This window comes from Maricaulis virginensis, from assembly GCF_027922185.1.
Classification (GTDB): Bacteria; Pseudomonadota; Alphaproteobacteria; order Caulobacterales; family Maricaulaceae; genus Maricaulis; species Maricaulis virginensis.
Genome location: NZ_BSFE01000003.1, coordinates 354490 through 368463 on the forward strand (window position 1 = coordinate 354490; position 13974 = coordinate 368463).

At 66.0% G+C, this 13974-nt stretch carries 14 protein-coding genes; 5 read left to right on the forward strand and 9 right to left on the reverse strand.

All coding sequences use genetic code 11. From position 1 onward, the window contains the following. Nucleotides 1–16: 16 nt before the first annotated feature. The gene (locus PKE71_RS07705; protein WP_271186373.1) at nt 17–1714 is read right to left on the reverse strand and encodes a methyl-accepting chemotaxis protein; all 1698 of its coding nucleotides are present in this window, start codon (nt 1712–1714) and stop codon (nt 17–19) included. 206 nt (nt 1715–1920) lie between these two features. Beyond that, nucleotides 1921–3039, reverse strand: a complete 1119-nt coding sequence (locus PKE71_RS07710; RefSeq protein ID WP_271186374.1) for a GNAT family N-acetyltransferase — start codon at nt 3037–3039, stop codon at nt 1921–1923. Nucleotides 3040–3212: 173 nt separating this feature from the next. Between PKE71_RS07710 and rmuC the strand changes: the two genes are divergently transcribed. Then, nucleotides 3213–4673 carry a DNA recombination protein RmuC gene (rmuC, locus tag PKE71_RS07715; protein ID WP_271186375.1) on the forward strand — a complete coding sequence of 487 codons (1461 nt, stop codon included), beginning with the start codon at nt 3213–3215 and terminating at the stop codon, nt 4671–4673. Nucleotides 4674–4704: 31 nt separating this feature from the next. Then, nucleotides 4705–5229 (forward strand): peptide deformylase, encoded by a 525-nt coding sequence (gene def, locus PKE71_RS07720; protein WP_271186376.1) that lies wholly within the window; start codon nt 4705–4707, stop codon nt 5227–5229. Between the two features lie 328 nt (nt 5230–5557). On the opposite strand, the gene PKE71_RS07725 is transcribed toward def, so the two are convergent. Continuing rightward, nucleotides 5558–6532: a glutathione S-transferase family protein gene (locus PKE71_RS07725; protein ID WP_271186377.1), complete on the reverse strand. Its 975-nt coding sequence runs from the start codon at nt 6530–6532 to the stop codon at nt 5558–5560. A gap of 84 nt (nt 6533–6616) precedes the next feature. Next, complete coding sequence (locus tag PKE71_RS07730; RefSeq protein WP_271186378.1) at nt 6617–7468, reverse strand: pirin family protein; 852 nt, start codon at nt 7466–7468, stop codon at nt 6617–6619. 157 nt (nt 7469–7625) lie between these two features. On the opposite strand from PKE71_RS07730, the gene PKE71_RS07735 reads away from it, so the two are divergent. Then, complete coding sequence (locus PKE71_RS07735; RefSeq protein WP_271186379.1) at nt 7626–8195, forward strand: hypothetical protein; 570 nt, start codon at nt 7626–7628, stop codon at nt 8193–8195. A gap of 180 nt (nt 8196–8375) precedes the next feature. Here the strand turns inward: PKE71_RS07735 and PKE71_RS07740 are convergent, their stop codons facing one another. Then, nucleotides 8376–8744 carry a Kazal-type serine protease inhibitor family protein gene (locus PKE71_RS07740; RefSeq protein ID WP_271186380.1) on the reverse strand — a complete coding sequence of 123 codons (369 nt, stop codon included), beginning with the start codon at nt 8742–8744 and terminating at the stop codon, nt 8376–8378. 142 nt (nt 8745–8886) lie between these two features. Further along, a complete protein-coding gene (locus PKE71_RS07745; RefSeq protein ID WP_271186381.1) occupies nt 8887–9249 on the reverse strand; it encodes a Kazal-type serine protease inhibitor family protein in 363 nt (120 codons plus the stop codon). An 81-nt stretch (nt 9250–9330) separates the two neighbouring features. Here PKE71_RS07745 and fmt point away from each other — a divergent pair, with 81 nt between their 5' ends. Together fmt and truA are read left to right on the forward strand one after the other, a co-directional pair. Beyond that, the gene (gene fmt / locus PKE71_RS07750) at nt 9331–10263 is read left to right on the forward strand and encodes a methionyl-tRNA formyltransferase (protein WP_271186382.1); all 933 of its coding nucleotides are present in this window, start codon (nt 9331–9333) and stop codon (nt 10261–10263) included. Next, on the forward strand, nt 10263–11012 hold the full coding sequence (gene truA / locus PKE71_RS07755) for a tRNA pseudouridine(38-40) synthase TruA (RefSeq protein ID WP_271186383.1): 750 nt from the start codon (nt 10263–10265) through the stop codon (nt 11010–11012). Before fmt ends, truA begins: the two co-directional genes overlap by 1 nt. Here the strand turns inward: truA and PKE71_RS07760 are convergent. From PKE71_RS07760 to PKE71_RS07770, 3 genes are read right to left on the reverse strand one after another with little or no spacing between them, the layout of a single operon-like run. Then, nucleotides 10994–11572, reverse strand: a complete 579-nt coding sequence (locus tag PKE71_RS07760; protein WP_271186384.1) for a hypothetical protein — start codon at nt 11570–11572, stop codon at nt 10994–10996. The genes truA and PKE71_RS07760 overlap by 19 nt on opposite strands. Continuing rightward, nucleotides 11569–12741, reverse strand: coding sequence for a succinyl-diaminopimelate desuccinylase (gene dapE, locus PKE71_RS07765; RefSeq protein ID WP_271186385.1), 1173 nt, complete (start codon nt 12739–12741; stop codon nt 11569–11571). Before dapE ends, PKE71_RS07760 begins: the two co-directional genes overlap by 4 nt. Then, nucleotides 12731–13414 (reverse strand): hypothetical protein, encoded by a 684-nt coding sequence (locus PKE71_RS07770; protein ID WP_271186386.1) that lies wholly within the window; start codon nt 13412–13414, stop codon nt 12731–12733. Before PKE71_RS07770 ends, dapE begins: the two co-directional genes overlap by 11 nt. Between the last annotated feature and the right edge of the window lie 560 nt (nt 13415–13974).

Consider the following 13974-nt stretch of genomic DNA (forward strand, 5'->3'; position numbering starts at 1 on the left):
CGCCCGCCGCACCGGATCAGGCCGCTTCCACCTCGGCCAGATAGCGCTGGATGTCCGCCTTGATGGAATTGCTCCGGCGCGACAGTTCCTCAGCCGTCGAGGCGACCTGGCTCGCCGCTGCCGAGGTGCTGCCGGCCGCCGTTTCCAGCATGCCGATCGAGCGCGTGACCTCTTCCGTGCCCGTTGCCGCTTCGGTGATGTTGCGGTTGATCTCGTTGGTGGCAGCGGTCTGCTGTTCGGCCGTCGTGGCGACGGCGGTCGAAATCTCGTTCACATCGTTCACGACACTGTGGATGCCCTGGACCGAGTCGACGACGGTCTGGGTGCGCTGCTGGATGGTGCGGATCTGCTCGGTGACACTGGCCGTGGCCTGTTCGGTCTGGTTTGCCAGCGTTTTCACCTCGCTGGCGACAACACCGAAGCCCTTGCCGGCCTCACCGGCGCGGGCAGCCTCGATCGTTGCGTTCAGCGCCAGCAGCTTGGTCTGTTCGGTGATGCCGGCGATCAGGACGAGAATATCCTCGATCTCGCGGGCTGCCGTGCTCAGCGCATCGATCTCGGTCAGCGCGCCTTGCGTACGCTCGGTCGCGGTGTCCGAGATTTCGGCCGTCCGGTCGATCTGGCGGGCAACTTCGGCAATCGCCGTCGCAAGCTCCTCGCTGGCTGCCGCGACTGTCTGGACATTGGCGGACGTCTGGGTGGTGACCGACGACACGCTCTGGGTCTGGGCGCTGGTCTCCTCGGCGGTGGAGGACATGGAGTTCGCCGTCGCCGCAAGTTCCTCGGCCGCGCTGGCGAGTGTCGCCATGGCCGCCTCGATCTCCTCCTCGAAGGCATCGGTGAGGGCTTTGACGCGGGCCGCACGCTCGGTCTTGCGGCGGGCATCGGCCTGCTCGCGCTCGATCTGCGCGCGTTGCGCCTGGGCCGCTTCGATGAAGTGCTGCAGGGCCTGGTTGAGATCGCCGATCTCGTCCTTGCGGTCGGCGCCGGAAATGTCGACCTCCAGATCGCCCTTGGCGACGCGCTTGAGATTGCGCACGACGCGGGTGAGCGGCTGGACAATGCTGGTCCGGCTCAGGAAGAAGGCCAGGACAAACCCGCCGATCGTGAGCGCGAGGCCGGCGACCACCTGCACGCCGCGTACGGTATTGGACAGGGCCGCGGCCTCGCCGACGAGCGTATTCCCCTTTTCGTCCGTGAAATTCACATAGTCCGCGATGGCGGCACGCAGGGTTTCCATGGTCTGGCGAGAGGTCTGGATGGCGTCCATCGCAGCCGCTTCAGCTTCGGTCAGTTCGGTCTGTTCCAGCCGTTCGATCGCATCGAACGCCGTGGTCATCTCCGCGATGTAGGTCTCGTATGTGGTTTCGACCTCGCCGAGGAGACGGGCCTGTTCGGGGCCGGCGAGGGCGGAGGCGCGCTCGAGACGGTCGCGGAACTCCGAGCGGCTGTCGTCGATCTGACGGCGGACCTGCGCGATGACGGCTGGGTTTGCCACAGCGCGGTACTCTGCCCGGCTGAGTTCGAGCGCGTCCTGGCCCATGCGGCCGCCGATACGGATTTCGTTCGAGACACGCTCGATCGCTTCGGACGAGGCCTTGAGCTTCGAGATGCTCGCGACGCCGATCGCCGCAAGCGCAATTGTGCCCGCAGACAGCAGGCCGGCCACGAGAAGAATTTTCAGGGAAATGGAGAGGTTTGAAAGCTGGATCATTTTGGGGTCTCTCGAAACAACAGCACACGGCCGCTTTCTCCCGGCCAGGGTTTCGAGAAACTGAACCCGTGATTGTTATATATGAATACCGGGCGCTGGGTTGGGGGCGGATATCGGCCGGGGCGCCCCTCAGGGCAGGGATATCGATACGCTTGCCGTCGTCCACCGGGCGGCCGCCCGGCGAATTTGTCGCAGGTGCCGATGGCCTACCGCGAAATCGATCCGGCAAAGCTGGCCAGGCGCGGCGCCAGCCGGGGCTGGAAGGCGCTGACCTGGGACCAGCGGCGGCGCAGGCGGGCCGGCATCTCGGCGATGGACCCCGGCATCACGCCGGCGGCCTTCTCGGCGATTTCCCAGCTGCGGATCGCGGTCGAGGCGAGGCCGGGCACGAGGACGCGGCCCTGGTCGAGCGGCACTTCATAGCTGGCATAGTATTTCTTGTAGTGCAGACCGCCGCGGCCGAGATCGAGGCGTTCGATGCCGTGTTCCTCTGCCTGTTCGAACAGGCCGTGTAGCAGGAGGAGGCCCGGCGAATAGCGGGCCAGGTCCGGATCATAGGCCGGGAACCAGGAGTGATAGACGCCGCCGGCCCTGAGGCCGAACTCGACAGCGGCCAGCCGGTCGCCGAACCAGAGCGAGGCGGTCAGCCCCGAGAAGTCCGCCGTATCGAGCGTGCGCAGATCGTTCAGGGTCTCGCGCACCCAGTCGATGCCGAACACGTTCAGCTTGCCGGTCGTCTCGTACTGGGCCTGTTTCCAGGCATCCAGCCGGGCAAAGGCGCTGCCATCGGCATCGCCGACGACGACCCGTACGGGGCCGACATCGCGCTCGGCCGCGCGCTGGCGCCGGGCGGTCTTGCGGAAATGGTCGCGGTATTCGGCGCGCCGGGTGGCAAAATAGGCGTCGGAACCACCGGTCAGGTCGACAATCACCGATCCGTCGCGGCCGCGGCGGGCGCGGTCGCAGCCACCCCGGGCGCAATGCCAGTTGTCGAACACCATGGCGGAGCCGCCACAGGCGCGCACGATCCGTTCCAGCGGGATCTGCACATCCGGCCGGGCGATCACGCCCTGGTAATCGCTCATCGGTGCACCGACGGGGCGGATGACGCCGTCATGGGCCACATGGTGCGGGAAGAAGCCGGCGATCTCGCCATCCTGTTCCACAACGGCAATGCGGACGTCGGAACGGGCGCGGGCGATCGCGGCGGTGAACTCGTAACGGAAATAGGGGCTGATCAGGCGTCCCCGCGGGGCCGCCCAGGCGTTCCATTTCGCGACCAGCTCGCCGGTCATGTCTCCGATTGAAACGATACGCACGTGCATGCACGCTCTCCTACATCCCGTGGCGGGCGGGATGCAGGATCGGGGCCGTTTTCCCCTCCTGCGCGAGCGCTGCGGGCGGCCGATGGATGTGACAGCTTCTGTCGCGGCGGGCCGGCATTGTGGCCGCACACGACCGACTCACGCAGAATGACGTGCAAAGACAAGGCGACCCCATGATGCTGACCGAAATCGCTCCGGAAACCTGGCTCCTGCTTGGCGGGCTGGCGCTCGTCATCCTGCTCTTGGCCGTATTGCTCTTCCGGCGGCCGAAGGCACAGGACGGGTTTGCCGCCGACCAGGCCGAAACCCTGCGGGCCGAGCGTGACCAGTGGCGCGAAACCGCGGAACAGCGCGCGGCCGAAGCCGTGGAGGCGCGCGAGAAGCTGGCGCGCCTGGAAAGCGTCCGCGAGGAGCGCGACCGCCTGCTCAAACAGTCCGAGGAGTTGCGGGCCGAGCGGGACCGGCTGGCGTCCGACTTTGCCAGCCTGAAATCCGAGCACGACGCCACGCAGCGCCATCACGGGGAAAAGCTCGCCGAGCTCGAAAAGGCGCGCGAGCGGCTGAGCGAACAATTCAAGCTCACCGCAAACGAGATCCTCAAGGCGTCGGGTGCCGAGCTGAACAAGCAGAGCACGGAAAACCTGCAGACCCTGCTCAACCCGCTGCGCGAGCAGCTGAAGGATTTCCGCGAGAAGGTCGAGAAGGATGCGACCGAGCGCTCCGGACATGCCGGCGAGATCAAGCAATTGATGGAAACGGTGCGCAAGGACGCGCATCAGATGTCCGAGGACGCCAAGAACCTGGCCAATGCGCTGCGCTCTTCGTCCAAGGTGCAGGGCGATTGGGGCGAGATGGTGCTGGCCACCATCCTGGAACGCGCCGGGCTGCGCGAGAACGAGCACTATTTCACCCAGCAGACCGAGCGGAATGATGACGGCGCGCTGCTGCGGCCGGACGTGATCGTGGAAATGCCGGGCGAACACCGTCTGGTGATCGACTCGAAAGTCTCGCTGGTCGCCTTCGAGCGCTGCGTCAATGAAGAGGACGAAACCGCGCGCAAGGCGGCTCTGAAGCAGCACATCGCCTCGGTGCGCGCCCACATCAAGGCGCTGGGCGAGAAGGATTATGCGCGTCTCTATGAGGGGGTGAACTTCACCCTCATGTTCGTGCCGCTGGAGGGCGCGGCCTCGCTGGCGCTGCAGAACGATCCGGAATTGTCCAGCTATGCCTGGGACCGCAATGTGATGATCGCCACGCCGACCACGCTGATGATGGCCATGCGCACGGTGGGCAATCTGTGGACGATCGACCGCCAGAATCGCCACGCCATCGATATCGCCGACCGGGCCGGCGCGCTCTACGACAAGTTCGAGGGCTTCGTGTCGGACCTGGAAACCGTCGGCAAGCGGATCGACGGCGCAAAGGATGCCTGGTCTGCCGCCAAGGGCAAGCTGGTCGAGGGGCGCGGCAATCTGGTGCGCCAGGCCGAGATGCTCAAGACGCTCGGGGCGAATGCCCGCAAGGCCCTGCCGAGCGAGTATCTCGACGCCGCCGGGCTGGACGAGGATGACGCGTCCGGCGGGGCGCCTGCCCTGTCTGCGCCGGAAGCGGCGTCAGAAGCGGCGAATTCTTGAACCGTCAAGCCGCTGCGACTATTTTAGGGGCATGGCTATACGTGACATTCTTACCGTCCCGGACCCGCGTCTGAAGGAAGTCTCCCAACCGGTCGACCGGGTGGATGACGAGCTCCGTGCGTTGATGGACGACATGCTGGACTCGATGTACGCGGCCGACGGCATCGGTCTCGCCGCGATCCAGATCGGTGTGCCCAAGCGCGTGATCGTGATGGATCTGGCCGGTTCCGGCGAGGAGCCGCAGCCGCGCTATTTCGTCAATCCGGTTCTGTCCGACCCGTCCGATACGCTGCGTCCCTATGAGGAGGGCTGCCTGTCGGTACCGGCCGTGTTCGACGAGGTCGAGCGTCCCGACCGTGTCCGCGTGCAATATCTCGACTATGACGGGAATGAGCGCGACGAGATCGCCGAGGGCATGTTCGCCGTGTGCATCCAGCACGAAATGGACCACCTGGAAGGCATTCTCTTCATCGACTACCTCTCGCGCCTGAAGCGGCAGCGGGCGGTGCAGAAGGTGAAGAAGGCCGAAAAAGACAAGTCCCGCGACGCGGCTTAGGGGCAGGTTCTTTTCCTCCCCATGGAATGGGGAGGGGGACCCGCGAAGCGGGGGAGGGGCCGCGGCCGCAGGCTGCGGAATGTCCGTGCCTAGCGTCGCTGTCCTCCGGCGCTTCGCGCCGCCCCTTCAACCCGATGCTGCGCATCGGCCCACTTCCCCACTCACGTGGGGAAGAAAGAGAGTGTGGCGCTTTCCCCGGATTCATTCCGGGGTCTGGCGGCGTTTCAGATACAGGCTCAGCCGGGCCCCGGAACGGGGGCCAGGGGAAGTGGAGTCTGGGTGGGGAAGAAAACCACCAGACTCACGCGCAGAAGAAAACCACAAGCACCTACCCCCGCCCGTGCGGCCTCTCCAGATCCAGCACGGGGCCCGCCGGGACGATGCCGGTCGGGTTCACGCTTTCATGGCTGGCATAGTAGTGCGTCTTGGCATGGTCGAAATTGCACGTGTCCGCGATGCCGGGCCACTGGTAGAGCTCGCGCATGTATCCCGACAGGTTGGGATAGTCCTCGATCCGCCGGATATTGCACTTGAAATGCCCGTGATAGACGAGGTCGAAGCGCAACAGGGTGGGCAATAGACGCCAGTCGGCCTCGCTCGGCGTGTCGCCGGTCAAAAAGCGCTTCTCCGCCAGGATGCCCTCGATCCAGTCCAGACTGTCGAAGAGCGGGCGCACGGCCTCTTCATAGGCGTCCTGTGTGGTTGCAAAGCCGGATTTGTAGACGCCGTTATTCACTGTCTCGTAGATGCGGTCGTTCAGCGCGTCGATCTCGTCGCGCCTGTCCTGCGGATACCAGTCGCCCGGTTTCGCACCGGCACCGTCGAAGGCGGAGTTGAGCATGCGGATGATCTCGGCGCTCTCGTTCGAGACGATGCGGCCGGTCTGCTTGTCCCACAGCACAGGCACGGTGACGCGGCCGGAATAATCCGGCTCGCTCTCCAGATAGACCTGGTAGAGGAAGTCCTTGCCGAAGAGATCGTCGCCGGCAATGCCGTCGCCACGATCCTTGAAGGTCCAGCCATTCTCGCCCATCAACCAGTCGACGACGGAGACCGAGATCATGTCTTCCAGTCCCTTCAGCGCGCGGTAGATCAGCGTGCGGTGCGCCCAGGGGCAGGCATAGGAGACATAGAGGTGATAGCGCCCGGGCTCGGCCCTGAAGCCGCCGCGGCCGGAGGGGCCGGGTTCGCCATCCGGCGTCACCCAGTTGCGCAATTGAGAGGCGGAGCGTTCGAAGCGTCCGCCGGTCTTGTCCGTATCATACCAGCGATCCTGCCACTGGCCGTCGACGAGGAGGCCCATCGGGTTCTCCTTTCCTGATGTTGCGTGTGTGCCGGGTACCGGACCCGCAACGCATGCTACGGGTCCGGCCGGTATCGGTTCCGCCTAGAAGCGGCCCGCCTGGAAGTCGCGCACCGCCTGGTGCAGCTCGGCTTCGGTATTCATCACGAAGGGACCGTAGCGCGCGACCGGCTCGTTGATCGGCTTGCCGGCAACCAGCAGCAGGCTGGCGCCTTCAGGGCCGGCGGTCAGCTCGATCGTGTCACCGTCTTCCAGCACGCCCAGATCGGGATCGCTCACCCGGCCTTCGCCGGACGAGACCATGCCCTTGTAGACCGCGATGAAGGCGGTGTGGTCCGCATCGATGCTTTCACGCAGCGTCGCACCCGGCTCCAGCACGATGTCGATCAGCGTCGGCTGGATCGAGACCGATTTCGCCGGGCCTTCAACACCCGAGGCACTCTTGCCGGCGAGCACGCGCAGGGTCGCCCCGTCGCGGGTTTCCACCGGGATCTCGTCCTTCCCGAACTCCTGATAGCCCGGATCGGTCATCTTCATGTGCGAAGGCAGGTTCACCCACAGCTGGAAGCCCCACAGGCGGCCATCCTCCTGCTCGGGAATCTCCGAGTGCACGATGCCGCGGCCGGCCGTCATCCACTGGATGCCGCCGCCCTCGATCACGCCGGAATGGCCCTTGTTGTCGCCATGGCGCATCCTGCCGTCCAGCATGATCGTCACGGTCTCGAAACCGCGATGCGGATGGTTCGGGAAGCCGGCCATATAGTCCGCACTGTCGTCGGAGCGGATCTGGTCCAGCATCAGGAAAGGGTCGAGATCCATCAGCCCGCGATGGCCGAGCATGCGGGTGAGTTTCACGCCGGCCCCGTCGGAGGTCGGCAGGCCGCGCGAGACCTTGGTGATCTTGCGCGGACGGGTCAGGGTATCGGTCGCAGTCATGGCGATGCGCTCCTTGTCTTGTCGGCCATTGAGGCCTTGGCTTGACCCCAAGATAGGCATGATCGGCCGCGCGACCCACCTCAGCGGACGAAAAGGATTGTTTCCACTGCGGCAAGGATCGGGCAGGGTAATTCGCGATTGGGGAGAGAGATTGCCAATGAAACACCTGATGACCGGCCTCGTGCCGCTGGCCCTGGCGGCCTGTTCGCAGCCTGCAGACCAGGCCGGCCTGTTCGATCGTCTCGGCGCCTATTGCGGCCAGGCGTTCGGGGGGCATGTCGCCAGCGACGATCCGCGCGATGCCGACTGGGCGTCGCAGCGTCTCGTGATGCATGTGCGGGAGTGTTCGGACACGGAAATCCGCATTCCGCTGCATGTCGGGGAGGACCGGTCGCGGACCTGGGTGATCACGCGCATGGATGATGGCCATCTGCGTCTCAAGCACGATCACCGTCATGAGGATGGCAGCGAGGATGTGCTGACCCGGTATGGCGGCGACACCGTTTCGCAGCCGTCGGACGGCCGGGCCGAGTTTCCCGCCGACGGCTTTTCGCGCGAACTGTTCGAGCGCGAGGGTATTCCGGCCTCGATGGAGAATGTCTGGTCGATCACGCTGACGGAGGACAGCTTCACCTATGCGCTCGACCGTCCGGAGCGGCATTTCGCGGCCGCGTTCGATCTGACCCGGCCCGTCGACGCTCCGCCCCCGCCCTGGGGCTTCGAATAGGGTTCAAGAACAAGCCCGAAAACAAGACGGGCCGGTCGTTGGGAAACCGGCCCGTCAGCTTCTCGATGTATAGAGGCGCCCGGAGCAGGATCGTTTCCTGCGAAATCGCTCCTGCCCCGGAATCCCGGGTGGTTGCGTGGTCGAACCGGTGAACCGGTTCCCACTTCACCTGACCACGCTCTAGTTATGCGGCTCTTCGTCGGTGTGGCATTCGCCAGAGGCGGCCACGTCCACGCCGGCGAGTTCGGCTTCGCAGGCATTGCCGTAGGTTTCGCCGTCGGAACCGCACACCGGAGCATACTCCTGGGTGCAGACCGCTTCGGCTTCCACCGCTTCGGCCGGGGTTTCAGCATCGACCGTCGCGTCGGCCGGCATGGTATCCGTACCGGTATCCTCGACGACCGTTTCGGCCGGGGTTTCGGTGACGGTTTCGCTCGCGACAGACGTGTCTTGCTGGGCAGCGTCCTGGGCTGCGGAGACGTCTTCGGGAGCCGTGCAGGCCATCAGAAGCGCGCCGCCCAGGAGGGCAGCGGAAATTTGCATGCGCATGTATGGTGTCCTTGACCCTCGTGCCATGATTGGCACGCGGGTGCGATTTACCATTATGCCCGTTATTGGGGTAGCGGGACGTTGATCGCCGGCCATCACGAATTATTGCGTGGCTGAAGCAAATCCCGTCCCGCCGTGATTGCTAGTCCGCGCGGCATTCGCCTTCGTGGACAACGCTGACGCCTGCCGAGGCGGCAGTGCAGGCATTGCCGTAGGTCTGGCCGTCGCAGCCGCAGACCGGGCGGTATTCCCGGGTGCACATCTGCGGCCTGGGCTGGCAGGTGCCGGGCGCGTCGGCCGCACCGCACATGGCGGCCTGTTCATAGCGGCAGTAACTGGCCTCCGGCGCACCGCCGCAGATCCGCTGGGGACGCGTGTTGCCGCCGCACATCTCGCCGATACCGACGACGACCGGGTCCGGACCGCCATGGCCGGGCGGCGGGCTGTCAGTGGCGGCGCAGGCGGCGAGCAGGGTCAGGGGCAGGACAAGCCAGGCGAGTTTCATGGGTGACGCTTCCTCTTGGCGTTTCATTGCCGGGGACGATATCACACCCCAAGCCCAACCTCAGATGAATGTTGATCGACAATGACGCTCCGCCTCGCCTTCATGGGAACGCCCGACTTCGCCGCCCGCTCGCTGGCCGAGATCGCTGCCGCCGGGCATGAGGTCGCCCGGGTCTATACCCAGCCGCCGCGTCGGCGCGGCCGCGGCCAGGCCGAGCAGAAGACCCCGGTCCATCAACTCGCCGAGGTGCTGGGCATCCCGGTCTCGACGCCGGAGAGTTTCCGCGACCCGCAGGTGATCGAGGAATTTGCCTCGCTCGATCTCGATGTCGCCGCCGTGGTGGCCTATGGCCAGATCCTGCCGCAGGCGGCGCTGGACGCGCCGCGCCTGGGCTGTCTCAACCTGCACGCCTCCCTGCTGCCGCGCTGGCGCGGGGCGGCGCCGATCCAGCGCGCCATCATGGCCGGCGACGCGACGACCGGCGTGCAGATCCAGCAGATGGAGGCGGGTCTGGATACCGGTCCGATCCTGCTGTCGGAAACCGTCGCCATCGCCCCCACCGATACCGCGGCCAGCCTGCACGGCAAGCTGATGGAGACGGGCGCGCTGATGTGGCCGCGCGCCCTGTCGGCGCTGGAGCGCGACAGCCTGGAAGCGGTGCCGCAGTCGGAAGAGGGCGTCACCTATGCAAAGAAGATCACCTCCGAGGAAGCGCGGCTCGACTGGACGCGCCCGGCGGATGAACTGGCCAATCATGTGCGCGGCCTCTCCCCCTTCCCGGGCGCCTGGTTCGAGCTGGATACCGGCAAGGAGGCCGTGCGGGTGAAGGTGCTGATGGCGAAGGCCGAGACAGGCTCGGGCGCGCCGGGCGAAGTGCTCGACGGCAATCTGCTGATCGCCTGCGGTGAAGGCGCGCTGCGTCTGGTCCGCCTGCAGCGGGCGGGCAAGGGCGCCATGGATGCCACCGACTTCCTGCGGGGCAACAGCGTCGAGCCCGGCACGGTGCTCGCCTGATGCCGCGCTACAAGATCACCATCGAGTATGACGGGACGCCCTTTGCCGGCTGGCAGCGCCAGGACAATGCCCCCTCCGTCCAGGCCTCGCTGGAACGGGCGGCGGAGCGGCTGGATGGCGCGCCGGTCCTGGTCTATGGCGCCGGCCGGACCGATAGCGGCGTGCATGCGCTGGGGCAGGTCGCGCATCTCGATCTCGTCAAGGATCTGGCCGCCGGCAAGGTGCGCGATGCGCTGAACTATCACCTCAAGCCCGACCCGGTGGCGGTGCTCGAGGCGGAACGTGTCGACGATGAATTCCATGCCCGCTTTTCGGCCACGAGCCGGCATTATCTCTACCGCATGATCGACCGCCGCCCGCCGCTCACCCTCGATCGCGGCCAGGTCTGGCGGGTGCCGCGGCGTCTCGATGCCGAGGCCATGCATCACGCCGCCCAGGCGCTGCTGGGCCAGCATGATTTCACGACGTTTCGCGATGCCCAGTGCCAGGCGGAAAGCCCTGTGAAGACGCTCGATGCGGTGCAGGTTTCCCGCTATGGCGAGGAAGTGCAGCTGACCTGTTCGGCCCGCTCCTTCCTGCACCGCCAGGTGCGCTCCATGGTGGGCTCGCTGGTCGAGGTCGGCACCGGCAAGTGGAGTGCGAAGGATTTCAAGGCGGCGCTGGACGCCGCCGATCGCAGCCGCTGCGGCCCGGTCGCGCCGCCGGACGGGCTCTACCTTGTTGCCGTGGACTACCCGCCGGACGCCTGAGGCGCGATCAGGGTGGCGAAGTAGACGGCGACCGCAATCTCGATTGCCAGCACCGGCACGGCGGCGGCCAGGGCCGAGGTGATGGTCGGCAGGCCCAGCGAGACATAGGCGATGCGCCAGTGCACGAGCACGCGCAGATAGGGATAGACGAACAGCGCTATCCGCATCAGCTCGACCGGCAGCAGCCCGGCGGTGAACACGGTCCAGAACACGAAGAGATAGGCATACAGCCACAGGACCGCCCAGTTGTGCACCACGATCCAGCGCACGAAGCCGGCGCGGGCACCGGTGACGTGGGCGGCTGCGGCGGCCGCAATCGGGAACAGCACCCAGGACAGGCCCTGGATCAGGAATTCGTCGGTCCAGCTCAGTTCGCGGCCGACGGCCTGACCGGCGACATGGATCATCAAGATCATCGGCACGGCGAAGAGAATCGCGGCGAAGGAGCGCCAGAACCCGCCCATCGACACATCGAATCCGGACTGCCAGTCCGGCCGGAAGGTGAAGATGCGCCAGCTCGCGCCCAGCGCGACCCAGGCTTCCGCGACCAGGCGCATCATTCCGGCGTATCCCTGAAATAGCGATCCAGGATGCGTGCATAGATGCGCGTCAGGCTCTCGATATCGCTGACGGGCACGCGCTCATTGACCTGGTGCATGGTCGCGCCGACGAGGCCGAACTCGGCGACGGGTGCATAGGCCTGGATGAAGCGGGCGTCGGAGGTTCCGCCGCCGGTGGTCAGGGCGGGCCGGCGCCCGGTTTCCGCTTCCACGCAATCCTGCAGCAGGCTGGTAAAGGCGCCGGCCGGCGTCAGGAAGGCTTCGCCGGTGACATGGATATCGGTCTTCACCTGCCCGTCGAAATGCAGGTTCACACCGGCCGCCTCGTCCTCGATCCAGCGGGTCAGACCGGCGCCGGTATGGGCGATGTTGAAGCGGATATTGAACCGCGCCCGGGCGGTGGCGGGAATGACATTGGTGGTCGGATTGCCGACATCCACCGTGGTGATTTCCAGATTGGACGGCTGGAAGTGCGGCACGCCGCTGTCCAGCGTCCGCGCACGCAGCCGCGCCAGCAGGTCGAGCAAAGGCGGGATCGGGTTCTCCGCCCGTTCCGGATAGGCGACATGCCCCTGGCGGCCGGTGACGGTGATCTCGCAGTTCAGCGATCCGCGCCGGCCCGACTTGATCGTGTCGCCCAGCGCATTGGGATTGGTGGGCTCGCCGACCAGGCAGTGGTCGAAGGTCTCGCCCTCCGCTTCCAGCGCCTTGAGCACGGCCTTGGTGCCATTGATCGCCGGACCTTCCTCATCGCCCGTGATCAGGAAGGCGATCGAGCCGTCCGGCGTGCCGGACGCGTCGAGATGGCGGCGCACGGCGGCGACCATGGCGGCGATCGCGCCCTTCATGTCGGCCGCGCCGCGTCCCCACAGAACCCCGTCCGCTTCCTCGGCGGCAAACGGTGCGCGCTGCCAGCCGGCCTCGTCGCCGGGCGGCACGACATCGGTGTGTCCGGCAAACAGGAAACAGGGCGAGGCCGTGCCGAGGCGGGCATAGAGATTGTCGACCTCGCCGAAAGGATAGCGCCGGCAGTCAAATCCCATCGCCTCCAGCATGCCCTGCAGCACGTCCAGCGCACCGGCATCGGCCGGGGTGATCGACGGCCGCCGGATCAGCGCCTGGGCGATCGGGACTGGATTGGCGAGATCGAAGCCGGTGTCAGAGGTCAACAATAAGATCCTTGCCGAACATCAGGCCGGCATGCCGGCAGGCGGTCTTGAGACGCGAAAGCTTTTGTTCCTTCGAGAGGTTCACATCGACATACCAGTCATCGATCAGCTTTTCAGCATGTTTGGCCAGCGCCGGCGATCGCGGATAGAGCGCGTCCGGGGAATGCGCGACAATCCGGCGGTTTCGCGTGCCGGCACGGGCGAGCGCGGCCAGCAGGCCCGGACGGGTTTTCTCCAGCCAGATCAGCCCCAGCCGGTAGGCGGCTTTCTGGCTGGAGGCGAAACAGGCTTTCTCCCCGAGCTGGACGAGATAATTGCCGGTTCGTCTTTCCGTCTCGTCATTCGGATCCTGCCAGTCGAGCGGCAATACCGAACTCATGCGATCCGGCGGCAAGGTCGAGCCCGTCCGGTCGAGCGGCGAAGTCGGGCTCAGGCGAGCCGGCGGCAAGGTTGGGCTCGTACGATACGGCGCGCCACCGCCGATATTCCCTTCCTCGTTTCCGGCAGGCGCACGCCGCTCCACAGGGCCTGCGGAAATTCCCTTATAAGTGCTATCAGCGCTTAGAAGGATGCGGCGCAAGATGTCCAGTGCGCTTTCGTCCAGCGATTGCCGGTGTGATTCCAGTGCCTTGTAGCACTCCAGGTCCAGTTCGATGGTGTTTTGTGCCGACATATCTGTCTCCGGAGGTCGCCTTATATTTTGTTATAAGAATTAAAAGGGGGGTGGCAACGCTCACGATGAGAGGGTGCGCGCGGTTCGTCTGAGGTGTCACTGCGGCGTTGCGGGCCGCCGGTGCCGGCCGCCGGTGCCGGCCGCCGGTGCTGAGATCGCGCAGGGCGTTGCAGAGGGAGACCGTCGCGGAGAGAGATCATAGCAGAGGGCATCGCGGAGAAGGGGGCAATGAAGGGGGCGGTGCAGGGAAAGGCCGGATCAGGGGCGGATGCAACGCGGTCGGCGCAGGGAGATCGGCGCAAGGAGATCGGCGCAGGGAGGCCGTCGCACAGACCGGTGCAGGGAAAGGTCGTCCGCACAGGGCGGTGTAAAGAGAGGCGGTGTAAAGAGAGACCGTCGCGCAGGCCGGTAGCGGGGCAGTGGAGGGCGGCTGATGCAGGAAGTCCGGCGCAGTTGGCGGCGCAAGGATGCCGGAGCCGGAAAGGCTGGTGGAGAGGGCGGTCCGACGAGGCCGGCGTAGCGAGAGGCCGTCGCGGAGACTGGTGCCAGGGCGGTGGAGG

Excerpts from the sequence above, each read along its gene's own strand:
- PKE71_RS07705 (WP_271186373.1), bottom strand. The coding sequence starts at position 1,714 with ATGATCCAGCTTTCAAACCTCTCCATTTCCCTGAAAATTCTTCTCGTG.
- PKE71_RS07710 (WP_271186374.1), bottom strand. The coding sequence starts at position 3,039 with ATGCACGTGCGTATCGTTTCAATCGGAGACATGACCGGCGAGCTGGTC.
- rmuC (WP_271186375.1), top strand. The coding sequence starts at position 3,213 with ATGATGCTGACCGAAATCGCTCCGGAAACCTGGCTCCTGCTTGGCGGG.
- def (WP_271186376.1), top strand. The coding sequence starts at position 4,705 with ATGGCTATACGTGACATTCTTACCGTCCCGGACCCGCGTCTGAAGGAA.
- PKE71_RS07725 (WP_271186377.1), bottom strand. The coding sequence starts at position 6,532 with ATGGGCCTCCTCGTCGACGGCCAGTGGCAGGATCGCTGGTATGATACG.
- PKE71_RS07730 (WP_271186378.1), bottom strand. The coding sequence starts at position 7,468 with ATGACTGCGACCGATACCCTGACCCGTCCGCGCAAGATCACCAAGGTC.
- PKE71_RS07735 (WP_271186379.1), top strand. The coding sequence starts at position 7,626 with ATGAAACACCTGATGACCGGCCTCGTGCCGCTGGCCCTGGCGGCCTGT.
- PKE71_RS07740 (WP_271186380.1), bottom strand. The coding sequence starts at position 8,744 with ATGCGCATGCAAATTTCCGCTGCCCTCCTGGGCGGCGCGCTTCTGATG.
- PKE71_RS07745 (WP_271186381.1), bottom strand. The coding sequence starts at position 9,249 with ATGAAACTCGCCTGGCTTGTCCTGCCCCTGACCCTGCTCGCCGCCTGC.
- fmt (WP_271186382.1), top strand. The coding sequence starts at position 9,331 with ATGACGCTCCGCCTCGCCTTCATGGGAACGCCCGACTTCGCCGCCCGC.
- truA (WP_271186383.1), top strand. The coding sequence starts at position 10,263 with ATGCCGCGCTACAAGATCACCATCGAGTATGACGGGACGCCCTTTGCC.
- PKE71_RS07760 (WP_271186384.1), bottom strand. The coding sequence starts at position 11,572 with ATGATGCGCCTGGTCGCGGAAGCCTGGGTCGCGCTGGGCGCGAGCTGG.
- PKE71_RS07770 (WP_271186386.1), bottom strand. The coding sequence starts at position 13,414 with ATGTCGGCACAAAACACCATCGAACTGGACCTGGAGTGCTACAAGGCA.